19 protein-coding genes are annotated in these 24,888 nt (G+C 66.9%); 5 read left to right on the top strand and 14 right to left on the bottom strand.

Annotated elements, in window-relative coordinates; all coding sequences use genetic code 11:
* Nucleotides 1-84 precede the first annotated feature (84 nt).
* Complete coding sequence (locus GEV05_01995) at nucleotides 85-996, bottom strand: PAS domain-containing protein (GenBank protein ID MPZ42178.1); 912 nt, start codon at nucleotides 994-996, stop codon at nucleotides 85-87.
* A 306-nt stretch (nucleotides 997-1,302) separates the two neighbouring features.
* On the opposite strand from GEV05_01995, the gene GEV05_01990 reads away from it, so the two are divergent.
* Nucleotides 1,303-2,430, top strand: coding sequence for a site-specific DNA-methyltransferase (locus tag GEV05_01990; protein ID MPZ42177.1), 1,128 nt, complete (start codon nucleotides 1,303-1,305; stop codon nucleotides 2,428-2,430).
* Here the strand turns inward: GEV05_01990 and GEV05_01985 are convergent, their stop codons facing one another.
* From GEV05_01985 to GEV05_01975, 3 genes are all read right to left on the bottom strand, one after another.
* Entirely contained in the window at nucleotides 2,431-3,087 is a 657-nt protein-coding gene (locus GEV05_01985; protein MPZ42176.1) for a hypothetical protein, read from the bottom strand.
* 47 nt (nucleotides 3,088-3,134) lie between these two features.
* Nucleotides 3,135-4,511, bottom strand: a complete 1,377-nt coding sequence (locus GEV05_01980) for a HAMP domain-containing protein (protein ID MPZ42175.1) — start codon at nucleotides 4,509-4,511, stop codon at nucleotides 3,135-3,137.
* Between the two features lie 86 nt (nucleotides 4,512-4,597).
* A complete protein-coding gene (locus GEV05_01975) occupies nucleotides 4,598-5,305 on the bottom strand; it encodes a response regulator (protein MPZ42174.1) in 708 nt (235 codons plus the stop codon).
* A 209-nt stretch (nucleotides 5,306-5,514) separates the two neighbouring features.
* Between GEV05_01975 and GEV05_01970 the strand changes: the two genes are divergently transcribed.
* The 3 genes from GEV05_01970 (at nucleotide 5,515) to GEV05_01960 (ending at nucleotide 9,436) form a co-directional block, all read left to right on the top strand.
* Entirely contained in the window at nucleotides 5,515-6,045 is a 531-nt protein-coding gene (locus tag GEV05_01970) for a hypothetical protein (GenBank protein MPZ42173.1), read from the top strand.
* Nucleotides 6,046-6,336: 291 nt separating this feature from the next.
* Entirely contained in the window at nucleotides 6,337-7,986 is a 1,650-nt protein-coding gene (locus GEV05_01965; protein MPZ42172.1) for a helix-turn-helix transcriptional regulator, read from the top strand.
* Between the two features lie 157 nt (nucleotides 7,987-8,143).
* Complete coding sequence (locus tag GEV05_01960) at nucleotides 8,144-9,436, top strand: oxidoreductase (GenBank protein ID MPZ42171.1); 1,293 nt, start codon at nucleotides 8,144-8,146, stop codon at nucleotides 9,434-9,436.
* Here the strand turns inward: GEV05_01960 and GEV05_01955 are convergent.
* From GEV05_01955 to GEV05_01940, 4 genes are read right to left on the bottom strand one after another with little or no spacing between them, the layout of a single operon-like run.
* Complete coding sequence (locus tag GEV05_01955; GenBank protein ID MPZ42170.1) at nucleotides 9,376-10,857, bottom strand: efflux transporter outer membrane subunit; 1,482 nt, start codon at nucleotides 10,855-10,857, stop codon at nucleotides 9,376-9,378. The two genes, GEV05_01960 and GEV05_01955, sit on opposite strands and share 61 nt — an antisense overlap.
* Nucleotides 10,857-13,949, bottom strand: coding sequence for a multidrug efflux RND transporter permease subunit (locus GEV05_01950; protein ID MPZ42169.1), 3,093 nt, complete (start codon nucleotides 13,947-13,949; stop codon nucleotides 10,857-10,859). The genes GEV05_01955 and GEV05_01950 overlap by 1 nt, the downstream gene beginning before the upstream one ends.
* A 10-nt stretch (nucleotides 13,950-13,959) precedes the next feature.
* Nucleotides 13,960-17,055, bottom strand: a complete 3,096-nt coding sequence (locus tag GEV05_01945) for an MdtB/MuxB family multidrug efflux RND transporter permease subunit (GenBank protein MPZ42168.1) — start codon at nucleotides 17,053-17,055, stop codon at nucleotides 13,960-13,962.
* A gap of 3 nt (nucleotides 17,056-17,058) precedes the next feature.
* Nucleotides 17,059-18,468, bottom strand: a complete 1,410-nt coding sequence (locus GEV05_01940; GenBank protein ID MPZ42167.1) for an MdtA/MuxA family multidrug efflux RND transporter periplasmic adaptor subunit — start codon at nucleotides 18,466-18,468, stop codon at nucleotides 17,059-17,061.
* 353 nt (nucleotides 18,469-18,821) lie between these two features.
* Between GEV05_01940 and GEV05_01935 the strand changes: the two genes are divergently transcribed.
* A complete protein-coding gene (locus tag GEV05_01935) occupies nucleotides 18,822-19,808 on the top strand; it encodes a tripartite tricarboxylate transporter substrate binding protein (protein ID MPZ42166.1) in 987 nt (328 codons plus the stop codon).
* A gap of 77 nt (nucleotides 19,809-19,885) precedes the next feature.
* Here the strand turns inward: GEV05_01935 and GEV05_01930 are convergent, their stop codons facing one another.
* From GEV05_01930 to GEV05_01905, 6 genes are all read right to left on the bottom strand, one after another.
* Entirely contained in the window at nucleotides 19,886-20,302 is a 417-nt protein-coding gene (locus GEV05_01930) for a DoxX family membrane protein (protein MPZ42165.1), read from the bottom strand.
* Nucleotides 20,303-20,329: 27 nt separating this feature from the next.
* Nucleotides 20,330-20,773, bottom strand: a complete 444-nt coding sequence (locus GEV05_01925; protein MPZ42164.1) for a hypothetical protein — start codon at nucleotides 20,771-20,773, stop codon at nucleotides 20,330-20,332.
* A 120-nt stretch (nucleotides 20,774-20,893) separates the two neighbouring features.
* Nucleotides 20,894-21,145, bottom strand: coding sequence for a hypothetical protein (locus GEV05_01920; protein MPZ42163.1), 252 nt, complete (start codon nucleotides 21,143-21,145; stop codon nucleotides 20,894-20,896).
* A gap of 68 nt (nucleotides 21,146-21,213) precedes the next feature.
* Nucleotides 21,214-21,690: a thioesterase gene (locus GEV05_01915; GenBank protein ID MPZ42162.1), complete on the bottom strand. Its 477-nt coding sequence runs from the start codon at nucleotides 21,688-21,690 to the stop codon at nucleotides 21,214-21,216.
* Between the two features lie 108 nt (nucleotides 21,691-21,798).
* Nucleotides 21,799-23,046 carry a CoA transferase gene (locus tag GEV05_01910; protein ID MPZ42161.1) on the bottom strand — a complete coding sequence of 416 codons (1,248 nt, stop codon included), beginning with the start codon at nucleotides 23,044-23,046 and terminating at the stop codon, nucleotides 21,799-21,801.
* 171 nt (nucleotides 23,047-23,217) lie between these two features.
* Nucleotides 23,218-24,864, bottom strand: a complete 1,647-nt coding sequence (locus GEV05_01905; protein ID MPZ42160.1) for an acyl-CoA synthetase — start codon at nucleotides 24,862-24,864, stop codon at nucleotides 23,218-23,220.
* Nucleotides 24,865-24,888 lie beyond the last annotated feature (24 nt).

The raw sequence follows: 24,888 nt of genomic DNA, 5'->3' as shown, positions 1-24,888 counted from the left end.
AATCCTACTGACAAGGGATACGGAAATCAACCGCAGCGTGCCGCCAAACGCGTTCGGTAACCTTTTGTTCTGCGGCAAGACGCGCTAGCGCTGCGGACGCCTCGGGTCGCGCGCCCTCTCGCCCACGGGGTCAGTCGCTTCGAGGTCGGTCATGTCGCGGGCGTAGCCGATCGTGCCCAGAACGTTGCCGGCCGCGTCGAACACCGGCGCCTTGTAGGATTCGACCCAGCCCATCCGATCGGCACCGTTGAGCGCAATGTCGTGCTTCGCAGGGCGGCGATTGCGCATGACCTCGCGATCGGCTGCGAGCCACTCGCGGGCGGTCTCTGCGTCCACCAGGTCGAAGTCGGTCCTGCCCACGATGTCCTGCGGCGTGCGTCCGTGCGCCGCTGCCTGGGCCCGGTTCACGGCCAGGAAGCGGCCTTCGGTATCCTTGAGCCAGACGCGAAACGGGACATTGTCGATCAGCGCGAGCAGGTAGTTGGTTTGCCGGCGCAGCTGCGCCGTGCGCGCCGCAACCTCCTGCTCCAGGCGCTCGTTGGTTGCCTGCACCTCGCCCAGCGCCTCCTGCAGCCGCTGCGCGCTATCGTGCAGGGCGATCTCCGCCTGGCATCGAGCATGCTGCGCCTGGGCATTCGCGATAGCACGCCGGATCGCCGCACCCAGGCGCGCCGGACGGTATTTCAGGACGAAATCGGCGATGCCGGCCTCGAGCAACATGGCCGCCTGGTCCTCACCCATGTAGCCGGACACGAGCACGATCGGCAACTCGGGCCGGCGCGTACGCAGCCGCGAGACCGTCTCCTGAAATTTCATTCCAGGGAGGTTGTAGTCGGTGAGCACCGCATCCCAGGCGCCGTCGTCCAGTGCGCCTTCCAGATCGTCCGCGCTGTCCACGCGCCGGCAGGTCGCAGCCACGCCCTGGCGTTCCAGCTGCTGTTCGATCAACTCGAAGTCCGACAACCGGTCTTCGATGACAAGCAATCGCAGCGGCATCGTTCGTTTCCTCCTGCGCCCGCCAGCCGAGCCTGAATCGAATCGACGACCGGTTGGCTCCTAGTACTGCCGTACCGGCGAAGCTCACGACATGGACGCGCGAGGTGCCGATTGTTGTGCTAGGACTCCTCCTACAGGCATGGGTTTCCCAAGCCTGCGCCATTTGCGGGTCGCGCGACACCGGCACAAGAGCCGTACTCGCCCCGGATAACCCTTGGCGCAGCCCTTTCATGGCCAGCACGTTCCATCCATCGCATTGACGTCTGGACGTCTTGGTTCTAAGCTCGGGCTTTCCGAAGAGGGTTTATGCGAAAACGACCGGGGGAAGTCAGGGATGCCATAGTTCATGTATTAGGCTCCCGCCGCGAGGGCGCCACCGTCTACGAAATCACGCGCGAAGTAGCGGGGCTCCTCGGCGATGTGCCGACGTCATCGATTCGGTCGTACCTTCAGCTCAATACGCCTGAGTTGTTTGTTCGGATGGATCGTGCGCAGTACATCTTGAATGAGTTTTTGTACGAGCCACGCCCAGCGACCAGTCGATACACGCAAGCGCCCTTCGAATTCGGCAAAGCAATGCTCTTGCACGACGATTGTGTTCTATGGCTGGAAAAGCAGATCCCAAACTCCGTTCACGCCGTTGTGACAGATCCTCCCTATGGCCTGGTGGAGTACTCCGAAGCTCAACAAGCGAAGCTTCGAGACGGCAAGGGCGGCATTTGGAGGATCCCTCCATCGTTCGATGGCAATCGACGGTCGCCACTGCCTCGATTCACCGTCTTGCGACAAACCGATCTGGACGCGCTTGGTGATTTTTTCTTTGCATGGGCACGACGCCTGCTTCCCGTCCTCGTGCCAGGGGCGAACGTCGTCGTTGCGAGCAATCCGCTGCTCTCATTCATCGTTTCCGGCGCACTGTCGCGCGCGGGGCTGGAACGCCGCGGCGAAATCGTACGGCTCGTGATGACGATGCGAGGCGGCGACAGGCCAAAGCACGCTCATCTGGAGTTTGCTGACGTGAGCGTGATGCCGCGATCGATGTGGGAGCCGTGGCTCATCTTCAGAAAGCCGCTGGACGGCCGGGTACAGGACAACTTGCGAAGGTGGCATACGGGCGGCTTTCGAAGAATTTCGGCGAGCCGGCCTTTCGGCGACGTCATCCAATCGAGGCCGACCCATGCTTCGGAGCGCCGGCTCGCGCAGCACCCCAGCCTGAAACCACAGGCTTTTCTAAGGCAGCTGGTTCGAGCAGTTCTGCCGCTGGGTGTAGGCAAGGTGCTCGATCCGTTTGCCGGATCTGGATCCACGCTCGCAGCGGCGGAAGCAGTCGGATACGAAAGCCTGGGTATCGAAAAGGGTCTCGACTACTTCGCCATGGCCACCCGCGCCCTACCCAAGCTCGCTGCCTTGCGGGTTGAGAGCTCTGCGGATTGATTATCCTCTACGGTCTTTGACACGTTTGCGCGCAGTATCGACGCCTGCCGCAGGGCCGGCTTTGTATATCCACTTTTGACGCAGCTTCGCAATCCCGTCAGCATGCAGCGTCGCTGTTCGGGTCCCCAGTTCGCTCCTGGCGTTTCGGCGGAAATCGTCTACCGTGACTTGGCCGAGATAAACCTCTGAAAAAGTCATGGGCCTTCGATCGCTCACTGGCTCAGTATCCTTATCAACGACATAAACGAATACGCACATCCATTGATTTCGAGCGCCATGAGTATCGACGGCTCCACCGGATTTCAAAGTCGTCTTTATCTCGACACCGTGTTCGCCTGCTTTCACGCAATTGTTCGGATACTTCCCGCGAAGCACCAGGTCGGGGTGTCCGTTAAAGAAACAATTTTCCACTAACGTCCTGGAATGCTTCGCCAAGCTTGCCGTCAACATGTCCGACAACAAGCCTGACATGATCGCGGGCCGAAGCATGTCATCCAGCCTGTCCAATCCTTTCTCCACCAAATGGATGTTTACGTCGTAAAAGAAGTCGTATACATCCTGCATGGCGAGTCGAAAGTCATCACTTCGAAGCTCGTAGGGAAGCGTTGCCTTCTCATTGAACGCGGCTGGATCGACATTGTTTCGGTTGACGGCCATACCAATTTGCGGGCTGTAGCGACGCGCCGAGAATAGCACTTCCTGTGTTATGACGACTGACTCGACGCCATACCGAGGCGAGAATTCGCCACACGCGGCAGCGTCAGCTCGGCGCACAAGCCGCCGCCGCCACGATCGGAAAGCGCAATGTCCCCGCCGTGTGCGCGTGCGACCGCGCGCGCGATGGCAAGCCCGAGACCGCTGCCGCCGGTATGGCGCGCACGCGAGGGCTCGAGGCGCACGTACGGTTCGAAAACCCGCTCGCGCTCGGCCGCGGCAATGCTGGGCCCGCGATCCTCGATGCGAATGCGCACGCTCTGCGGTGAATCGAGCACCGTGACGTCGATGTCGCCGCCGCCATGGCGGCGCGCATTGTCCATGAGATTCGCGAGGCAGCGGCGCAAGGCGTGAGCTCGAGCATGGAGCGGCGCCTCGGCGCGGCCGTGAACGCGCACGCGTGCGCCCAGCGCTTCGATGTCTTCGGCCACCCCTTCGAGCAGCGCATTCAGATTGAGCAGGATCGGATTCTCGCCGCTCGCGCCGGCACGCAGGAATTCGAGTGTGCCGCCGATCATGTGCTCCATTTCCTCGAAGTCGGAGTCGAGGCTCGCCTTTACCTGCGCGTCGCCGATGCGCTCGAGCCGCAGCCGCGCACGCGTCAGCGGCAGGCGCAGATCGTGCGATACCGCGGCCAGGGCCTGCGAGCGGGTTTCGAGATAGGCCTTGAGCTCGCGCTGCATGGTATTGAACGCGCGCGCGGCGCGCGACACTTCGATCGGGCCGCTCTCGGGCAATGGCGGCCGGTCGAGATTGCGTGCAAGACCGGTGGCCGCATCGGCCAGCGTGGCGAGCGGGCGGGTGAGACGGCGCACGGCCCAGCCTGCAAGCAATGCCACGGTGACGCCGCTGATCGCCACCAGCGCGATCAGTCGCAGCGGCCGGTCCGCCGGCGCCGTCGGCACGACATGACGAAAGGTCGCGACCGCGCCGTTGGCCAGACGCACCTGCGCGATCATCAGCAGGAGCGGAAAACGGGCGCCACGCCTGCTCCGGCGAATCTTGCGCTCGCCCTCCGGCGACGCCGGCGGTGCTGTTCCGTCGTCGCCGCGATGCTGCCGTCGCTGCTCATCGTGGAATCGTCCCCGCCTGGCGGGGACCAGAGATAGGATCTGCACGTCGCGCGACGGCGCCAGCGCCTGCTCCAGATAGCGCGCATACGCTTGCGCCTCAGGCGAAAGCGGCTCCGCGCGCTCACGCCAGGGCTCCTCCAGGCTCACTCGCGTAGGCGGAACGCTCAACGCGCGCACCAGCCGAGCGCGCTCCTCGGCGTCGGCGTCGTCGAGCAAGGAGACGATGCCGGCGACGCGCTCGGCCGCGTAGCTGCCGAGAATGCGTCCGGCAAACCGGCTGCGATCGTCCAGCATGAGCCACGCACCCACGGCCTGCGCCGCGAGCAGCCCCGCAGCCAAGGCGGCCAGAAGCTGCCCGAAGAGCGTTCGCGGCAGCCACTTCACGCGCTGCGCTCCACCTTGGCCGCGAGCAGGTAGCCTTCATTGCGAACTGTCTTGATGAGCTCGGGCTCGCGCGCGTCGTCGTTGAGGCGCCGGCGCAAACGGCTGATCATGACATCCACGCTGCGATCGAACGGACCTGCTTCGCGTCCCGACAGCACGTCCATCAGCCGGTCGCGCGACATGACCCGGTTGGCATTCTCCGCCAGCGCCTGCAGCAGGCGAAACTCGCCAGTCGACAACGGGATGGCGACGCCATCCGCGCCGACCAGATGGCGCATGCCGATGCTCAACGTCCACCCCGCGAAGCGCAGCTCGCGGGCCGGACGTTCGCCGGCGAGCTCGTGCATCCGGCGCAGGATGCTGCGGATGCGTGCCAACAGCTCGCGTGGATGGAACGGCTTCGGCAGATAGTCGTCCGCCCCCATCTCCAGGCCGATGATCCGATCGAGCTCGTCGCCGCGTGCGGTCAGCATGAGAATGGGGATGCGCGAACGGGCGCGCAGCTCGCGGCACAGCGCCAGCCCATCGTCATCCGGCAGCATGAGATCGAGGATGACGAGATCGAATGCGCCTGCGTCCAGTGCCCGGCGCAGCGCGGTCCCATCTTCGACCGCTATCACCTCGAAACCTTGCTCGCCGAGGTAGCCTTCGAGGAGCGTACGCAGCTCGGCATCGTCGTCCACCACCAGCAGGCGCTGACTCATAGCGGGACTCTCGGTTCGCGCGGCCGTGCGCAAGCGTCACGAGCTGCGTAGGTCCAAAGCATAGCCTTTCGGCTTGTCGGCGCGGCCTCTGCAACGCCTGTCTTGCATTCCGTTACACGCGGTTAACAAAACCTCGCCCGTTGCTGCAAGCCGGTTTACATGCCCGGGCGTTAATGCCCATGCGTTTCCAACCTGAGGAGTAAATACCCATGAATCGCACCACCATCGCCCGTACCATCGCCGCCGCGTTGCTCGGCTCGACCGTGCTCGTCACCGCCGCACCGGCTCTGTCGCAACCGCACGGGGAAGGTCATCGCTTTCAGCGCATGTCGCAGATGACCGAAACCGACCGCGCGCAGATGCGCGAACGCATGCAGACGCGCATGAGCCAGCGTCTGGATCGGCTCGCCGCCCGGCTCGAGATCAAGGCCTCGCAACAGGACGCGTGGCAGGTATATCGCAAGGCGCGCGCTTCGATCTTCGAGAACCGGCCGCAGCGTCCGGCGCGCGACGCGGATGCGACCACGTTCACGCGTTTCCGCGCCGACATGGCGCAGCGCCGGGCACAGCACCTCGCGGCCATGGCGGAGGCCACCGCGACGCTACAGCAGGCGCTCGAGCCGCAACAGCGCAAGGTGCTCGACGAGATCGTGCGCCAGAGCGGGGCACGCGGCAAGCATCGCGGCCACCGCGATGGTCCGCGCCGCGGCGGTCATCATCACGGCAGCGGCCGCGCCTGAAGTGCCTGCGCCGGCCTCGTTCCTGCCGGGCTCGCGTCTGCGGGAACGGAACGAGGCACGGTCGCGACGCCGGGCGCAGCATCGGCGCTGCGCCCGGCGTTTCTCCGCTCTCAGGACGCGGCAAGGTTATCGCGTCCCCGCAATCCCGCCTCGATCTCCGCCGCATCCACGGTCGCACGCACTACCAGGCTGCTTGCAGCGGTTCGAGCCGTCTTTTCCTGCTTTCGGCCCGCCGATGTGTCCATTGGCTAAACTACACGGCACTCGCGGCAGAACGAATTGGCCAATTCAATGGCAGTCGAGCGAACAGGCGTGGGTCACCAGCTCGGTCGAGCGCGCAGGTCATACCGGCAGCGCGCCTGGGCCGATGCGTTCCAGGCATTCTCGCGCGCCGATCGTGAAGCTCCGCTCGAGGCTGTAGACCTCGAGTCGTTTGCGATGGCGGCATACCTGGTCGGTCGGGATCGTGAATACATCGAGACATTGGAGCGTGCTTACAACGCTCATTTGAACGCCGGCCGCTGCGCTCGCGCCGTTCGTTGTGCTTTCTGGCTGGGATTTCGCCACCTCATGCGCGGCGAGACGGGCCGCGCGAGCGGCTGGTTTGGTCGTGCCGAACGGATGCTGGTGCGCGAGGCCCAGGAGTGCGCCGAGCGCGGCTATCTGTTGCTGCCGGTGGTCGAGCAGCGGCTGCAATCGGGCGACTTCGAGAATGCATACGCCGCTGCAGCCGATGCCGCCGTCATCGGCGAGCGCTGCGGCGACGCGGACTTGGTCGCCTGCGCCCGGCACCAGCAAGGCCGGATCCGACTGCTGCAGGGGCAGGTCGAAGCCGGGCTGGCGCTCCTGGACGAAACCATGGTCACGGTCACCGCGGGAGAGCTGTCGCCCCTCGTGACCGGCCTGATGTACTGCAGCGTGATCGACGCCTGCCAGCGGGTATACGCGATCGACCGCTCCCGGGAGTGGGCCGCCGCCCTTGCGCATTGGTGCGAGCGCCAATCCGATATGGTCGCCTTCGCCGGCGTCTGCCAGGTCCATCGGGCGGAGATCCTGCAGCTGCAGGGCGCATGGCCGGACGCGATCGCGGCGGCGCGACGCGCCAGCGCGCGTTCGCAAGGCATCAATCGGGGCGCCGCCGCCGCCGCGTTCTACCAGCAGGGCGAGGTCCATCGCCTGACGGGGGAGTTCGGCGCGGCCGAGGAGGCATACCGTAGCGCCAGTCACCTCGGCCTGGAGCCCCAGCCGGGCCTCGCCTTGTTGCGCCTGGCGCAGGGACGCACGGACGCGGCTGCTGCCGCCATTCGCCGCGCCGCAGGCGCCACGACGGACCGGCTGAAGCGCATGGGCCTGCTGCCCGCGTGCATCGAGATTATGTTGGCGGTGGGCGCGGTCCAGGACGCGCGCCACGCCTGCCGGGAGCTGGAGCAGATTGCGCGGAACTTCGATACCGGGGTGCCGGGCGCCATCGCCGCACAGGCGTGCGGAGCCGTTGACCTGGCCGAGGGCGACGCGCAGGCTGCGCTCGGCCCGCTGCGGCGCGCTTTCGACGTCTGGCAGCGGATCGAGGCGCCCTACGCCGCGGCGCGCGTGCGCGTGCTGATCGCACTCGCCTGCCGTGCCCTCGGGGACGAGGACGGCGCCGGCCTGGAGATCGACGCGGCCAGGTCCGTGCTCGAGCGGCTGGGCGCCGCACCGGATCTTGCCCGGATCGAGTCGCTGATGAAGGACGTCCCCTCCGGTCACGCCCATGGGTTGACGGCACGCGAACTGCAGATCCTGCACCTGGTCGCCGCCGGCAAGACCAACAAGACCATCGCCCGCGAGCTATCCCTGAGCGAGAAGACCATCGACCGGCACGTGAGCAACATCCTCGCCAAACTCGGCGTCTCCTCGCGAACGGCGGCGACGGCATTCGCCTACCAGCGCAATCTCGTCTGACCGACTCGGGCTACTTGCCCGCATCTGGGGGAAATCACCCACGCCATCGCCGGGGACACTGGCGTGTTCCCCCGAAGCGCGCCCTCGCCTTCTCCGCTAGCTTGTGCGCAGATCGGCAGCGCGAACGCGGAGAACCCGAACCTTGAAGGAGATCGCGATGACGCAGGCATTCGATGCAATCGTCGTGGGCGCACGCTGTGCCGGTTCGCCGACGGCGATGCTATTGGCCCGGAGGGGATATCGGGTCCTCGCCGTCGACCGCGCAACGTTCCCGAGCGATACGGTGTCGACTCACATCCTGCACCCCCTCGGCGTGAGCGCCCTGTCGAGGTGGGAGCTTCTCGACAGCCTGGCGGCGACCGGGTGTCCGCCGATGCACACGTACGCCTTCGACTTCGGCGCCATCACGATTACCGGCGCGCCAGGCACCACGGAAGCACCCGTAGCGTATTGCCCAAGGCGGCCGATACTGGACAAGCTGCTCGTCGACGCCGCGGGCCGATCGGGCGCGGAGATCCGCGAAGGCTTCGCCGTCGAGGAAGTCCTGATCGAGGAGGGGCGTGCGGTCGGAATAAGGGGCCGCTCGAAGCAGGGCGGCTCCATCATCGAGCGGGCGCAAGTCGTCGTCGGCGCCGATGGCAGACGCTCGTTCGTGGCCAAGGCCGTTCGGCCCGAACACTATGACGAGAAACCGCCGTTGCTCGGCGCGTACTACACCTATTGGAGCGGATTGCCGATGGATGGCAGATTCGAGAACTATATCCGCGCCAAGCGGGGCTTCGCGGTCGCTCCGACTCACGACCATCTGACCATGGTCATTGTCGGGTGGCCGTACGCTGAGTTCGCGCAACACAAGCGCGACGTCGAAGGCAGCTATCTGAAGGCGATCGAACTGGCGCCGACCTTCGCGGAGCGCCTGCGCGGCGCGCAGCGGGAGGCGCCGTTCACCGCTGCGGCCGTGCCGAACTATTTCCGCAAGCCCTACGGTCCAGGCTGGGCGCTCGTGGGTGATGCGGGCTACAACAGGGACTTCATTACCGGACAAGGAATTATGGACGCCTTCCATGACGCCGAGCTCTGCGTCGCCGCGCTCGACGGGTTCTTCTCCGGAGCGCTGCCGTTCGAGGCCGCGATGAGCGAGTACCAGCGCGCACGCGATGCACGCGTGAAGGCGATGTACGAATTCACCTGTCACCTGGCGACTCTGGAACCCCCCTCACCCGAAATGCAACGGCTCTTCGGCGCGATTCACGGCAAGCAGCGGGCCATGGATGGCTTCGCGCGGATGAACGCCGGGACGATCTCGCCTGCAGAGTTCTTCGCGCCGGAGAACGTCGATGCAATGAACGCGGCGGTCAGCACGCAGGCCGGTGCCGCCTCGGCTCTGGCCTACCGGGACTGCGCGCCCAACTGCGGGGACTGCGCGCCCAACTGCGGGACGGGCAGCTGACCGTCCCAGCCCCCGCCCAACGCGCGCACGAGCTGCACGCTGGCCAGCAGGCGCCGGCCGAGGATCTGCACCGCCGTGCGCTGGTCGGAGAGCGCGATCGCCTGCACGGTGATGACGGCGAGGAAGCTCGCCGTGCCCGCCTTGTACTGGTTCTCCACCAACCGAACCGACTCGCGCGCGGCCGTCACCGCATCGGCCTGCAATTTCGCTTCCTCTTCCAGAATGCGCAGCGTCGCCAACTGATCTTCGACCTCCTGGAACGCCGCCAGCACGGTGCGCCGATAGAAGGCCACTTCCACTTCGTGCGCGGCGCGCGCCTCGTCCGTGATCGCCTCGCGCTCGCCGGCATCGAACAGGACCTGGCTGGCGGCGGCGCCCAGCGCCCAGAACAAATTGGGCGCGCCCAGCCGATTCGCCAGCGTGGCGCTGCGCAGCCCCGTTGCGGCCGAGAGGTTGAGCGAAGGGTAGAGCGCGGCCTGCGCGACGCCGATGCGCGCGTTGGCCGCTGCGACGTTGCGCTCGGCGCGCGCGATATCGGGCCGTCGTTGCAGCAGCTCCGACGGTATGCCCGCCGGAATGGCAGGCAGGACCGCGATCATCGTGGCGGACGGCACGGTCAATGCCGCCGGCGGCTCGCCGACCAACACCGCGATCGAATGTTCGAGCTGCGCGCGCTGGACGCCCAGGTCGACGCGCTGCGCCTGGTTGCTGCGCAGCTGCGCCTCGGCCTGGATGACGTCGGCCTTGGCCGCGACGCCGGCGTTGTAGCGGTTGCGCGTCAGCTGCAGGAAGCGCTCGAACGCGCTCACCGTGTCATCGAGCAGCCGCGCCTGGATGTCGGTCACCCGCAACGCGAGATAGTTCTGCACCAGGGTGGCGATCGCCGCCAACCGGATCGATTCCAGATCGGCGGCCTGCGCCTGCAGCTGCGCCTCGCCCGCTTCGATCGTGCGCCGCACCCGCCCCCACAGATCCGGCTCCCAGGAAGCGTCGAGCGCGAGCTCCAAGGTCGTGCTGGTGCCCGATCCTTCGTTCACGACGCGGCTTCGATTCGCCGCACCGCCGCCGCCGACGAAGGGATAGCGTTGCGCCTGGGCCTGGCGCACGATGGCCTGAGCCTGGCGCACGCGCGCCTCGGCCTGGCGCACGTCCTGGTTGGCGCTCTGCACGCGGCTGGCCAGGGCGCTCAACTGCGGATCCTCGTAGAGCTCCCACCAGCTGGCGCGCTTGACCACATCGCTCGGCTTTGCCGTCTTCCACAGCGCGCCCGCCTCGCGATATTCGGCGGGCGTTGCAACGGCCGGCGGCTGGTAGGTCGGGCCCACCACGATGCAGGCGCCGAGTGCAACCGCGCCGGCGACCGGCGCGAGCGCGCGCAGCGCCGCGCACGCTCGGGACGAAACACCGCGGCCCACTCGCATCAGCGCAGCTCGAGCGGCTCACCGGCACGCGGCGGCCGGCGCGTGCGTGCGCACCACAGGCGGAAGCGATCCAGGTACAGGTACACGACCGGCGTGGTGTAGAGCGTCAGCAGCTGGCTCAGCATGAGGCCGCCGACGATGGCGATGCCGAGCGGCGTGCGCAATTCCGCGCCGTCGCCCGCGCCGAGCGCGAGCGGCAGCGCGCCCAGCATTGCCGCCATGGTCGTCATCATGATCGGCCGAAAGCGCAGGCGGCAGGCCTCGAAGATCGCCTCCTCGGGCCGTTTGCCTTCGCTGCGCTCGGCGGCAAGCGCGAAGTCCACCATCATGATGGCGTTCTTCTTCACGATGCCGATGAGAAGGAATAGCGCTATCAGCGCGATTATGCCGAACTCGGTATCGAACAGCATCAGCCCGAGCAGCGCGCCGACGCCCGCCGACGGCAGCGTCGACAGAATCGTGAGCGGATGGATGTAGCTTTCGTACAGGATGCCGAGCACGATGTAGACGGCGACGATCGCGGCCAGGATGAGCCACGGCTGATATTGCAGCGAGCGCCGGAAGCTGCGCGCCGTGCCTTCGAACGTGCCGAAGATCGTCGTCGGCATGCCGATGCGGGCCATCGCATTCTCGATGCGCGCCGTGGCGTCCGAGAGCGAAGCACCTTCGGCAAGGTTGAAGGAGATGGTCGAGGCGGCGAACTGGCTTTGATGGTTCACCGACAGCGGCGTGTTGGTGAGCTCGTAGCGCGCCACGGCGGACAGCGGCACGATAGCGCCGCCGGGCGCTTGCACGTGAATCCGCTTCAGCGCCTCGGGACTGCGCTGGAAGCGCTCTTCCACCTCCATCACCACGCGGTACTGATTGCGTTCGCGGTAGATGGTCGAAACCACCGCCTGGCTGAACGCGTTGCCGAGTGTGGTATCGATGAGATCCGGCGTCAGGCCGTAGCGCGCGGCGGTCGGCCGGTCGATCACCAGCGTGAGCTGCATGCCGCGCGTCTCCTGGTCGGAGTCGACGTCCTGCAGCTCGGGCGCGCTCAGCAGCACCTGCTCCAGGCGCGGCGTCCAGGTGCGCAACAACTCCAGATCGTCGCTGCGCAAGGTGTACTGGTAGGTGCTGGAGGCCTGCCTGCCGCCGATACGGACATCCTGCACCGGATACAGAAACAGCCTTGCCCCGGGAACACGCAGCGCCTGGCGGCGCAACCGGTCCACGACCTGCGCCGCCGTATCGGTTCGCTCCGCAAGCGGCTTCAACGTGACGAACATCATGCCCGAGCGGCGCGAACCGCCGCCCACCACGGCCGTCACCTTCTGCACCGCCGGGTCGGCGCGCACGATCTCGACAAAGGACTCCATCTTGCGCTGGGTCAGCACGAACGGTGCGGACTGGTCGGCGCGCAAGCCGCCGAACAGACGCCCCGTGTCCTGCTGCGGAAAGAAGCCTTTGGGGATGGTGTTGTACAGGTGGACATTGAGACCGATGACCGCGGCCAGCACGACGATGGTCAGGAACGAGTGGCGCAGCGCAAACGCGAGACTGCGCTCATAGCCGCGCAGCATCGCGGCGAACCATCGCTCGCTGGCGCGCACCAGAACACTCTGGGGCCGCGGCGGACGCAGCAGCAGCGCGCACATCATCGGCGTGAGCGTGAGCGAGGCCACCAGCGAGATCAGAATCGCGACCGACAGCGTCACGGCGAACTCGCGAAAATAGCGCCCGACCACATCGCCCATCAGCAGAATCGGGATGAACACGGCAATGAGCGACAGGCTCATCGAGAGTACGGTGAAAGCGACCTCGCGCGCGCCGACATGGGCGGCCTCGCGCGGCGTCATGCCGCGCTCGATGTAGCGCGTGGTGTTCTCCAGCACGACGATCGCGTCGTCGACCACGAAGCCGGCCGCCACGATCAGCGCCATCAGCGACAGATTGTTGATGCTGTAGCCCGCGAGGTACATGAAGGCGAAGGTGCCGACGAGCGAGACCGGCACGGCGGCCGCCGGGACCAGCGTGGCGCGAAAGTTGCGCAGAAACGCGAACACCACCAGCACCACCAGCCCGACCGAGATGATGAGCGTGCGCTCGACTTCGCGGATCGAGCCGCGAATGGTGCTCGTGCGCTCCAGCGCCGTGCCGAGGTCCATGGCTTCCGGCATCGAGGCGCGCAGCCACGGCAGCAGCGCCTCCACCCGCTGCACCGTCTGCAGGATATTGGCGTTCGGCTCGCGATAGAGGATCAGCAGCACGGCCGGGTGGCCGTCCGAGACCGCGGCATTGTTCTTGTCCTGCACCGAGTCGGTCACAGTCGCCACGTCGCTCAAGCGCACCGCTGCGCCGTTGCGATACGCCACCACCAGCGGCAGGTACTCGGCCGCAGTGAACGCCTGATCGTTGGCGTGGATCCACCATTGCCGATCGTGATCCTCCACCAGTCCTTTGGGCCGGTTGGAGTTGGCCGCGATCAGCGCAGCGCGCACGTCTTCCAGCCCGATGCCCTGATGGCTCAAGGCGCGCGGATTGATCGCTGCGCGCACCGCCGGCAGCGAGCTGCCGCTGACGTTGACCTGGCCGATGCCGCGCACCTGCGAGAGCTTCTGCGCGACGATGGTCGAGGCCACGTCGTAGATCTGCCCGCGCGAGTGCATCTCGGAGGTGAGCGCGAGCACCATGATCGGTGCATCGGCCGGGTTCACCTTGCGGTAGGTCGGGTTGTTCGGCATGCCCGAAGGCAGCTGGCCGCGCGCCGCATTGATCGCCGCCTGCACTTCGATCGCGGCCTCGTTGATGTTGCGATTGAGATCGAATTGCAGCACCACCCGCGTCGTACCCAGCGAGGAGGAGGAAGTGATCTCGTTCACCCCGGCGATGCGCCCGAGCTGGCGCTCCAGAGGTGTCGCGACCGTCGCCGCCATCGTTTCGGGGCTTGCGCCCGGCAGACTTGCCGTCACCGAGATCACCGGGTACTCGACCTGCGGCAGGGGCGACACCGGCAGGCGCGTGAACGCGATCGCGCCCGCGAGTACGAGCCCCAGCATGATGAGCGTGGTCGCAACCGGCCGCGCGATGAAGATGGCGGGAAGGTTCATCGAACCGAGCTCAAGCCGCCGGACGCGCCGACGCCGGACGAGCGCGCATGCGCCGGGCCAGGCGGTCGAACGCGAGATAGATGACCGGCGTGGTGAAGAGCGTGAGCACCTGGCTCACGATCAGGCCCCCGACCATCGTCAGCCCCAGCGGGTGCCGCAGCTCCGAGCCCACGCCCGTTCCGAGCATCAGCGGCAGCGCCCCGAGCAGCGCGGCCAGCGTCGTCATGAGGATCGGCCGGAAGCGCAGCAGGCACGCCTGGAAGATTGCCTCGCGTGGGGCAAGGCCTTCGCTCCTCTCGGCGTCGAGAGCGAAGTCGATCATCATGATGGCGTTCTTCTTCACGATGCCGATCAGCAGGATGATGCCGATGACGGCGATGATGTCGACCTGGTTGCCGGCGAGCAGCAACGCAGCGAGCGCCCCGACGGTGGCGGTGGGCAGCGTGGAAAGAATCGTCACCGGGTGGATGAAGCTCTCGTACAGCACGCCCAGCACGATGTACATCGTCACCACGGCGGCCAGCACCAGCAGCAGCGTATCGCCGAGCGACTCGCGAAAAGATGCGGCCGCGCCCTGGAAATTGGTCTGGATCGCGGGCGGCAGGCCGATCTCGCGCTCGGCGGCCTCCACCAGGTCGACGGCGTTGCCGAGCGATGCGCCGCGGGCGAGATTGAACGAGATCGTAGCGGCCGGAAACTGGCCGACGTGATTGATCGCGAGCATGGCGTTGCCGACGCTCACGCGCGCGAGCGAGGACAGCGGCACCTGCTGGCCGGAGGAGGAGGCGACGTAAATGTCATCCACGGCTTCGGGGCCGCGGCGGAATGCCTCCTGCACCTCCAGCACGACCCGATACTGACTCGACTGCGTGAAGATGGTCGAAACCAGCCGCTGGCCGAAGGCATTGTAGAGTGCGGTGTTGATCGCTGCCGGCGTGATGCCCAGGCGTCCCGCGCTGTCGCGGTCGATATCGAGAAACACCTGCAGGCCCCGGTCCTGCAGATCCGAGGCGACGTCGGTGAGCAGCGGCGAGCCTCGCAGCCTTTCGACCAGCCTGGGCACCCAGGCGGAAAGCAAGGCGCCGTCGGGCGACTCGAGCGTGAACTGGTACTGGTTGCGGCTGATGCGATCCTCGATCGACAGGTCCTGCACCGGCTGCATGTAAAGCGTGATGCCGTGCAACTCGGCGAGCCGCGGCTGCAAGCGCCGGATCACATCGACGGCACGGACATCGCGCGCGGCCAGCGGTTTCAGGTTGATCAGCATGCGCCCGCTGTTGAGCGTGGTGTTGACGCCGTCCACGCCGATGAACGAGGACAGGCTCACGACCGCGGGATCCTCCAGCACGACCCGCGCGATCGCCTCCTGGCGCTCGGCCATGGCGCGGAACGACACGCTTTGCTCGGCCTCCGTGATGCCCAGGATCGCGCCGGTATCCTGCAGCGGAAAGAAGCCCTTGGGCACCGCAAAGTACAGCGCCGCGGTGAGCGCGAGCGTGCCGATCACCACCAGCAGCGTGAGGCCCTGGTGCTTGAGAACCCATTCGAGCATGACCCCGTAGCGGCGGATCACGCGATCGAACACGCCCTGGCTGGCGCGGTAGAAGCGGCTTTGCTCCTGCTCCGGGATGTGCCGGATGAGCCGCGCGCACATCATCGGAGTGAGGGTGAGCGAGACGACCCCCGAGATCAGGATCGCGACGGCGAGCGTGACGGCGAACTCGCGAAACAGCCGGCCGACCACATCGCCCATGAACAGCAGCGGGATCAGCACCGCCACCAGCGAGATGGTGAGCGAGATGATGGTGAATCCGATCTGCTGCGAGCCCTTGAGCGCCGCTTCGAGCGGCGTGTCGCCCCGCTCCAGGTAGCGCGAGATGTTCTCGATCACCACGATCGCGTCGTCGACCACGAACCCGGTTGCCACCACCAGCGCCATCAGCGTCAGGTTGTTGATGGAGAACCCGGCGAGGTACATGAAGCCGAAGGTGCCGACCAGCGACAGCGGCACGGCCACGCTCGGGATGAGGGTGGCGCGGACGTTGCGCAGGAAAAGGAAGATCACCAGCACGACCAGGGCGATGGCGAAGGCGAGCTCGATCTGCACGTCGCGCACCGAAGCGCGGATGGTGATGGTGCGATCGGTCAGCACGGCGACGTCGACCGCGGCCGGAAGCGAGGCGGTCAGCTGCGGCAGCTGGCGCTTGATGCGGTCGACCACCTCGATCACGTTGGTGCCGGGCTGGCGCTGGATATTGACGATCACCGCCGGCACGTTGTTCATCCAGGCCGCGAGGCGCACGTTCTCCGCGTCCTCGGTCACGTCCGCGACATCGGACAGGAACACCGGCGCGCCGTTGCGGTAGGCGATGACGACCGAGCGGTACTCCTGCGCCGAGCGCAGCTGATCGTTGGCGTCGATCACATAGGAGCGACTGGGCGTATCGATGTTGCCCTTGGCGCGCTTGACGTTGGCGGCGACGATCGCACCGCGCAGGTCTTCCAGGTTGAGCCCGTTGGCGGCGAGCGCCTTGGGGTTCGCCTGCACGCGCACCGCGGGACGCTGGCCCCCGGCGAGGGTGACCAGCCCCACGCCGGTCACCTGCGATATCTTCTGCGCGAGGCGGGTGTCGGCGAGATTCTGGATCTCGGGCAACGGCAGCGTCGCCGACGAAAGGCCGAGGGTGAGAATCGGCGCATCGGCCGGATTGACCTTGCTGTACACGGGCGGCGCCGGCAGGTCGTTCGGCAGCAGATTGGAGCCGGCGTTGATGGCAGCCTGCACGCCCTGCTCGGCCACGTCGAGCGGCACTTCCAGATCGAACTGCAGGGTGATGACCGAGGCGCCGCCGGAGCTGGTCGAGGACATCTGCTTCAAACCCGGAATCTGGCCGAACTGCCGCTCCAGGGGCGCGGTGACCGTCGAGGCGAGCACCTCCGGGCTGCCGCCGGGATAGAACGTGAAGACCTGGATGGTGGGGTAATCCACGTCCGGCAGCGCCGAGGTCGCAAGCTGCCGGTAGGCCACCATGCCCGAGAGCAGGATCGCGACCATCAGCAGCGTGGTCGCCACCGGCCGCATGATGAAGAGTCGGGACGGATTCATGGCCTACTGCCGGGCCGGTGCGGTGGTGCCGTCCTGGCTTTCCGCAGGAGGCTTGCGCCGGCGCTTCTTCTTCGGTGCCTCTTCGCTGCCCGCTTCGGCGGAAGACTTTTCCGTCGAAGCCTCGCTGGCCTTGCCTTTCCCCTTGCCCTTCTTGCGGGCGCCGCTGCCGCCGTCCACCGAGGGTTTGTACTCGGGCCGCTTGGCGAGGGATACGCGCGTGCCTTCGCGCAGGCGATCGATGCCGTCGACCACCACGCGCTCGCCCGGTTTGATGCCCTTCACGACCGAGACGCGCGGCCCGTCCGCGGGTCCGAGCTCGACGGGACGCGCGGTCACCGTCATGTCGTCCTTCACCACGTAGACGAAAAGCCCGCGCCCGCCGCGCTGCACCGCCGACTGCGCGATCACCGTCTGCTCTTCCAGAGTTTCGAGCTTCAGGCGCACGTTGACGAACTGGTTCGGGAAAAGCTCGCTGCCCGCGTTCTTGAACTGCGCCTTCAACTTGATCGTGCCGGTCGCGACGTCGACCAGGTTGTCGACTGCGAGCAGGCTGCCTTGCGCAAGGCGCGTCTTCTGCTCGCGGTCCCAGGCTTCCACCGGCAGGCGTTCGTCGGCGCGCGTGCGCTTCATCAATGCGGGCAGACTATCCTGCGGCACGGTGAAGAGCACGCCGATCGGCGCGAGCTGCGTGATCACCACGATGCCGTTGGCATCGGCTCCGCGCACGATGTTGCCGGGATCGACCTGGCGCAAGCCCACACGGCCCGTGATCGGGGCGGTGATGTGCGCGTAGCTGAGCTGCAGGCGGGCGCTCTCGACCTGACCTTGGTCGGATTTGACGATGCCTTCGTACTGGCGCACCAGAGCTTCCTGCGCATCCACCTGCTGCTTGGCGATCGAGTCCTGCGCGAGCAGCGTGCGATAGCGCTCGACATCGATGCGGGCGTTGGCCAGCAATGCCTGGTCGCGCGCGAGCTGACCCTCGGCCTGCGTCAACATCACTTCGAACGGCCGCGGGTCGATCTCGGCCAGCAGCTGTCCCTGCTTGACCCGCTCGCCCTCGTCGAAGTGCACGCGCATGAGCTGCCCTTCGACGCGGCTGCGCACCGTCACCGTGCGCAGCGGCGTCACCGTGCCCAGCCCATCCAGGAAGACGTTGATCGGCGCCTTGAGCGCCGGCACCGCGACCACAGGCGTCGGCCCGCCCAGCCCCTTGCCGAAGCCCTTCTTGCTGGCCGCCTCCTTCGCGGCGGCCAGCGTCTGCGCCTTGTGACGATCGTAGAAGTAGTAGCCGCCCGAGGCCAGCGCCGCGACCAGGACGAACCATAGCCAGGCGCGCACGGGCTTGCGCTCGGCGCGCGCGGCAGAACCGTCCGAAGCCTCGGGACCCGGGGGCAGCGGGGATTCGTTCATGGCAGGCAGGCGCTTGTGGGTGGATGGGCGTAACGGTCGGTCACGTAGGGGTCTCTCCTCGGGCCCGTTAGCATACCGCGCGCGCCGCCGTCCGAACGGCAGTATATCGAGGGTTTTTCAATCCGTTACAAGCGATTTACATCGCTTGGCAGGCATCGCTTCGCGCCCTTACGGGTTTGGGCGGGCGTGGAGGGGCCGCGCCGCTTCGCTCCTGGCGGGGCTTGCATGGCGCCCAGGCTGGTTTATGCTGTTCGAATCACATACAGGGAAACGCGCCGCCGCAGCCAGCTCACATTTTTCCGTCGACCGCACGCATCACGAACTGCACCGTTCTTTTCCTTGAGGAGGGAAACATGGGCCGGATTGCACGTTCCTTAACTGCAAGCGCGTTGATCACCTCGGCATGCATGCCGCTGCCGGCCGAGGGTCAGGACAGGGTGGGCGATTATCCGTTGCGGCCGATTCGCGTGGTGATCGGCATCGCGCCTGGTGGCGGGCTCGACACGATGACCCGGCTCGCCGCGCAGAAGCTGACCGAGCTGCTCGGGCAGACCGTGGTGGTGGACAACCGGCCGGGCGGGGGCACGGTGCTCGGGATGGACATCGTCGCCCACGCGCAGCCGGACGGATACACCCTGCTGTGTGCGTCCGAGACGTTGATCCTGAACGGCGTGCTCAGGCGCGCGAAATACGATGTGCGCCAGGCCTTTGTTCCGGTTGCGCGCATCACTGCGCAGCAGTACATGCTGGCGAGCAATCCCAATGTGCCGGTGAGCTCGGTGAAGGAGTTGATCGACCTTGCCCGCAGCAAGCCCGGTGCGCTCGCCTATGGATCCCCCGGCGTGGGTACCACCCTGCATGTCGGATGGGAGCGGATGAGCGCGATGGCCGGTCTGCAGCTGTTGCACGTCCCGTACAAGGGCGGTGCACTCGCCATCCTGGACGTGATCAGCGGTCAGATCCAGATGCTCATGACCACCGTGCCGACCGTCGGGCCTCATGTGCGGGCGAACAAGGTGAAGCTCATCGCCACCACAGGACCGAAACGGGTTCCCGTGTATCCCGAAACCCCGACCGTGTCCGAGTCCGGGCTGCCCGGCTACGAGCTCACCAACAGCTACGCGTTTTACGCGCCTGCCGGCACACCAGCCGCCATCGTCGCCAAGGTGAACGCCGCGCTGGTGAAGGGCATGCGCTCGCCCGACACGATGCGCATCGTGGCCGCCGACGGCGGTGAGGTCGCGGCGGCGGAAAGTCCCGCGGAGTTCCGCGCCCGCTTCGTGCGCGCCTATGCCGAAATGGAGAACACGACCAAGGTCGCCAACATCCGGCTCGACTGACCGGGGCGCGCTTCACCCGACGCGATTCAGCGCAACACAATCGTCAGCGGCGCAATTGACTGAGACCCGGCTGCCGCTCAGTTGAAACGCCCGCGCGCACCAGCGACGCTGAAGCGGCCGGCGCCGAGCAGCGTGAGCGCGAGCGCGGTGAACAGGAACATGCCCTGCAGCTCGAGCGCCCAGCCGCCCTGCTTGGTCAGCGTAAAGAGATCGGCCATGTGGACGAGAACCACGGCGACCACCATGTTGCCCACGATCACCAGGGCGGCCAGCCGCGTCCACAAGCCGACGATCAGCAGCAGCGGCGCCAGCACTTCTCCCAGATAGACCAGGTAGCCGAACACGCCCGGCAGGCCGGATTTCTCGACCATCCCGACGATCCCGTCGACGCCGCCCATCATCTTCGAGATGCCGTGCAGCAGGATCATCACGCCCAGGCTGATACGCAGGATCAATTTGCCGAGGTCTTCACTGTTCGTGTACGTCGTCGCCATGCCGTGCCCTTTCGTCTCGAAGGCGGTTTATCGGGGCGCCTCACCGCGCGCGGCCGCGATCACCGTATCGAGGATCACTTCGCGCTGGAACTCGGTTGCCGCATCGGCGGAACGATCGATCGAATCAGGATCGAACACCGTTTCGCCCTCGAGCCAGCGCGCCTCGGCATCGGAATCGGCCAGCGCTTTCGACAGCGCGCCGGTCAGCTCGTAGCTCACCGCCGGCAGTGTACAAGCCTTCAGCGCGGCGCGCAGAGCGCTTTCCAGCGCGCTGCGGACATTCGCATACGGCTGAGGAATCATCACGTCGTCGGTGAGCGCGTCGTAGGCGCGCTGGCAGGCCTCGGCGGAGAAGGAGGCAAAGCCGCGACACGATAGCGGGCGCGCCTCAAAAATGCCGCACGCGCCGTCGGCAAGCAGCGGGCAAGGCTCGCGCAACGCGATGCGCACACGCCATTCGAGACCGCGCACGCGTGCGGACGTGGCGCGGATGCGGGCGCAGACCGTGTCGAACGCAGCCGCATCTCGGCGGATCTCGCCCGCGGCTACGAAGATCTGCGGCGCGCTGGCGGAAACGTAGCCGTGACAGCACTAGGCGCAGCCGCGCCGGCAGGCCAGGCGATCTTCCACGCCGCTGGCGCGAAACGACTGCGGCGCGATGCGATAGAGGTATCGCGCCGCCGCGCTGGCGCGGTTCGCATCGTCACGATCGAGGATCTCGATCGCTCCCGCGGTCAATGCCGCGACGTGATACAGGTTGGGTCGCGGCGGAAGGCCATTGCGCTCGATCTCGCCCCGGATACCGCGCAGGCGATCGAGGGCACGCTTGCGCTTCAGCGACATCGCCCGCCCGGCATCGTCACGGGCCGTGCTGGATGAAGCTACCCGTGCCTCCTCCTTGCAAGGACGGTTCAAGGCAGCGCAATGCCCAGCGCCTTGGCTTTCGCGCGCAGCCGTTCGCCTGACTTGTCGACGTCGATCACGAAGCGCTCGTGCTCGCACTCGCCGATGCGGTCCAGCTCGTCGAGAAGCTCCACCTTGAACTTGAGCCGCCGCCGATCGACCTCGACCAGCTCGATCTCCGCGCGCGCGGTCTGGCCTTCCAGCGTCGGCGCCAAGTGCTTGATGTGCACGACCGCCCCGACCGTATGCTGGCCAGAGCTCAAGTGCGGCGCGACCAGCTCGTGGCACGAGCGCTCGGAAAAGCGCACCATCTCCGGCGTCGCGAACACCCAGGGACCGCCGCGCGAGGTGCAATGCTTGCGCTCGACCGCGAGCGTGAACGTGCCTTTCAATCCGGGTTTCAATGCTTCCTGCATGTCGGCTCCGTGCTTGCGATGTGAAGCGCGGCCAGCCATGGCGGCCGCCGCATACGATGGAAAACGCATGATAGGTCGCGCCAGCACTCGCGTCCATGCGCGCGCTACTGCAGCACCGCGTCGGACGCCCCTTCCGAACGCACTCGGCTGCGGCGGCTGAGACCGGCGCAAACCCGGCTACGCGCTCGGGTGCGGTTCGTCTTCGTCCGATCGAGCGCAGTGGACCGCGCCGCAACGCGCCAAGGCGTCGATCTCGGCTCGATCGAGTCCCAGCATCTCGTGCAGCACCGCGCGCGTATCCTGGCCGATCGCGCCACCCGCGCGCGTGATCCGGCCGGGCGTCGCCGAAAGGCGCGGTACCGGCGCGGCGAGTGTGACCGTGCCGAGGGTGTCGTGCGCGGCCGGGACCAGCATCCCGCGGGCGGCGAAATGCGGGTCGGCGAAGATGTCGGCCATGGTATAGATGCGAGTGAACGTCACGCCGTGCGGGGTGAAGGCGCGTTCGAGCTCGGCGTAATCCCGGCTGCCCATCCAAGCTCCGACGATCGCATCGATTTCGGCGCCATGAGTGTTGCGCGCGCGGCGCGCAGCGAAACGCGGATCGGCGGCGAGCTCGGGCTGGCCCATCGCCTCGCACAAGCGGCGGAAGCTGTTCGCCTGCGAGCCCTGCACGTGCACGTAGACGCCGTCGCGCGTGCGAAACGTGTTGTTCACGTACGAATCCGCCATGCCCGCGCCCATGCGCTCGGCCACCACCTGCAGCTTCTCGTAGGCGGGGACGTGCTGTTCCATGAAACTGAAAGCGCACTCGTACAGCGCCGTGTCGACATACTGGCCCTGGCCGGTGCGCTCCCGGTGCCGCAGCGCCATCATGGCGCCGAACGCGGCATAGAGGCCGGTAATGTAGTCGGTGAGCCCGATGTTGGCGCGCGCCGGCGGCCGGTCGGGATCGCCGATGATGTAGCGCAATCCGCCGACAGCTTCGCACACGATGCCATAGCCCGGGCGCGCGCTGTACGGTCCGCTCTGGCCGTAACCCGAGATGCGCACCATCACCAGCCCCGGGTGCAACTTCTCCAGGTCGGCGTAGCCGAGCCCCCATTTCTCCAGCCCGCCAGGACGGAAGTTCTCGATGACGATGTCGAATTTCGGCACCAGGCTGCGGACGAGCGCCTGCGCTTCGGGCTTGCGCAGGTCGGCCACGATCAGCCGCTTGCCGCGCAGGATGCTGGCGGCATAGAGCGAGGCGCCGTCATGGACCTTGCCCGCGCCGCGGATCGGATCGCCCTCCGGCGGCTCCACCTTGACGACCTCGGCGCCGAAGTCGGCGAGCAGCCGAGCGCAGAACGGGCCGGCAATGGTCGTGCCGAGCTCCAGCACGCGCACGCCGTCCAGAGGACGCGGGTCGGTGGATCGTTCGGTCATGCTACCGCCATTTGCAGCTCTCGCTGTGCTGCGTTATGGAACCACACCACCCCGGCGCTTCGCGCCACCCCTCCTCATGAGAGGAGGGGAGCCACACGACCCCGGGGCGACGCACATTCTTCCCCTCCTCGTCGAGGAGGGGCGGGACGCGCGGATGCGCGGACGGGGTGGTCATGGCAGGTCGCGGCGGCTGGCCACGAAGCGCTCGTGCTGCGCCAGCGCCGCCAACGCCCAGCCGACATTCATCATCTCGTCGTACACCGGGATGCCGAGCGCGAGCGCCTGATCGCGGAACTCGCGCTTGCGCGCCTCCACCTCGGGCCAGCCGTCGGAGCGCAACACAAGGAGGAAGTGTGCGCGTCCCGGGTAGCGCGATTCGACGCGAAGGGCCGCCTGCATGAGGTTGCCCAGCACGTCGCCGCGGGTGCGGCCGACGAACGCCGCCATGTTCAGATGCATGACCAGCGCTTGCGGATTGGCTGTGGCAAAGATCGCATCGAGGATCTTCTCCGCGATCTTGCCCTCTTCCTGCTGCAGCGTGCCCACGGGCGTATCGATCGGGTTGGTGATCGAGGAACCCGGCGGAAGCTTCAACGCGCGCATTGCCGCGAGTGTCGGCCCGGCGAACGGCGTCACGTCCAGGCCCAGCCGCGAGAACAGGTCGGTCGCCAGCACGCTCGTGCCGCCGCCGTTGCCGAACATCACGATCTCGCGCGTCGGCGCGTCGACGCGCGGCCTGAGCGCCTGGAAGATGAGCAGCGTATCGAGGAATTGATCGAGCGTGTCGACCAGCAGGCACCCGGTCTGGCGCGACAACGCGACCCAGACCCGGTCGTCACCCGCGAGCGCGCCGGTATGCGAAGCGGCAGCCATGCGCCCTTGCTGCGTGCGCCCGCCCTTGAGGATCACCACCGGCTTGGCGGCGCGGTGGGCCTGCAGCAGTTCGAACAGGCGGCGCCCGTCGCGGACCGCCTCCATGTAGATGCCGATCACGCGCGTCTGCGGATCGGCCAGGTAGTACTCGAGCAGGTCGCTGGGACCCAGGTCGGCGCTGTTGCCGACCGTCACCGCGGCGGAAAAACGAATACCGCGCACCTGGCCGCGGCGCACGATGTCCGTCCCGAGCCCTCCGCTTTGCGATATCACGCCCACCGTGCCAACTTCCGTCGAGCCGTCCTCGACGAACGTCACTCGCCCGCGCGGCGAGTACATCCCGAGGCAGTTCGGGCCGAGCAGCCGCAGGCCTCCCGCACGCGCCGCGCGAACGAGCTCCTCCTGCAGCGCCTTGCCCTCGTCCACCTCGCCGAAGCCGCTGGAGATGACCTGCGCGAAGCGCACGCGCCCGTTGGCATCCGCAAGCATCTTCGGCACGTGCTGCGCCGGCACCGAGATGTAGAGATAATCGATCGGCTCGGGGGTGTCGGCAACCGACCGGTAGGCCTGCAAGCCATCCAGCGCGTCGGCGCTCGGGTGGATCGGGAAGATGCGCCCCGGGTAACCGAATTCGCGCATGCGGCGGATGAAGGTGTTGGCTGCGGCCAACGAGGTTGCCGACGCGCCCACCACCGCGATCGTCTTCGGCGCGAACAGCGGCTCGAAGGATTCGAGAATGTGCTTTGCGTCGTTCACTTCGCCGCCGCCGAATCGAAGCCGCAGAACAGCCGGGCAGTAGAACCACCCCGCCCGCTGGCGCGGGCACCCCTCCTTGGGAAGGAGGGGAGGTTGTTGGAGCTTTCCCCTCCTCTCAAGAGAGCGAGCCGGGGTTTCGAAGGATGTGCCTGCGCACACCCGAGCCGGCGAGCGCCCGATGCGCTGCATCGCATCGGGCATCGTGGCGCGCAA

It is taken from the genome of Betaproteobacteria bacterium (genome assembly GCA_009377585.1).
Taxonomy (GTDB): Bacteria; Pseudomonadota; Gammaproteobacteria; order Burkholderiales; family WYBJ01; genus WYBJ01.
This window is presented reverse-complemented; position numbering and strand designations above follow the sequence as displayed.

Bases quoted from the DNA above. Each gene is read 5' to 3' on its own strand.
- GEV05_01950 (MPZ42169.1), bottom strand. From the start codon at position 13,949: ATGAACCTTCCCGCCATCTTCATCGCGCGGCCGGTTGCGACCACGCTC.
- GEV05_01905 (MPZ42160.1), bottom strand. From the start codon at position 24,864: ATGCAGCGCATCGGGCGCTCGCCGGCTCGGGTGTGCGCAGGCACATCC.
- GEV05_01990 (MPZ42177.1), top strand. From the start codon at position 1,303: ATGCGAAAACGACCGGGGGAAGTCAGGGATGCCATAGTTCATGTATTA.
- GEV05_01995 (MPZ42178.1), bottom strand. From the start codon at position 996: ATGCCGCTGCGATTGCTTGTCATCGAAGACCGGTTGTCGGACTTCGAG.
- GEV05_01985 (MPZ42176.1), bottom strand. From the start codon at position 3,087: ATGGCCGTCAACCGAAACAATGTCGATCCAGCCGCGTTCAATGAGAAG.
- GEV05_01940 (MPZ42167.1), bottom strand. From the start codon at position 18,468: ATGAACGAATCCCCGCTGCCCCCGGGTCCCGAGGCTTCGGACGGTTCT.
- GEV05_01915 (MPZ42162.1), bottom strand. From the start codon at position 21,690: ATGCGTTTTCCATCGTATGCGGCGGCCGCCATGGCTGGCCGCGCTTCA.
- GEV05_01955 (MPZ42170.1), bottom strand. From the start codon at position 10,857: ATGCGAGTGGGCCGCGGTGTTTCGTCCCGAGCGTGCGCGGCGCTGCGC.
- GEV05_01930 (MPZ42165.1), bottom strand. From the start codon at position 20,302: ATGGCGACGACGTACACGAACAGTGAAGACCTCGGCAAATTGATCCTG.
- GEV05_01970 (MPZ42173.1), top strand. From the start codon at position 5,515: ATGAATCGCACCACCATCGCCCGTACCATCGCCGCCGCGTTGCTCGGC.
- GEV05_01965 (MPZ42172.1), top strand. From the start codon at position 6,337: ATGGCAGTCGAGCGAACAGGCGTGGGTCACCAGCTCGGTCGAGCGCGC.
- GEV05_01935 (MPZ42166.1), top strand. From the start codon at position 18,822: ATGGGCCGGATTGCACGTTCCTTAACTGCAAGCGCGTTGATCACCTCG.
- GEV05_01980 (MPZ42175.1), bottom strand. From the start codon at position 4,511: ATGCTGGACGATCGCAGCCGGTTTGCCGGACGCATTCTCGGCAGCTAC.
- GEV05_01960 (MPZ42171.1), top strand. From the start codon at position 8,144: ATGACGCAGGCATTCGATGCAATCGTCGTGGGCGCACGCTGTGCCGGT.
- GEV05_01975 (MPZ42174.1), bottom strand. From the start codon at position 5,305: ATGAGTCAGCGCCTGCTGGTGGTGGACGACGATGCCGAGCTGCGTACG.
- GEV05_01920 (MPZ42163.1), bottom strand. From the start codon at position 21,145: ATGTCGCTGAAGCGCAAGCGTGCCCTCGATCGCCTGCGCGGTATCCGG.
- GEV05_01910 (MPZ42161.1), bottom strand. From the start codon at position 23,046: ATGACCGAACGATCCACCGACCCGCGTCCTCTGGACGGCGTGCGCGTG.
- GEV05_01945 (MPZ42168.1), bottom strand. From the start codon at position 17,055: ATGAATCCGTCCCGACTCTTCATCATGCGGCCGGTGGCGACCACGCTG.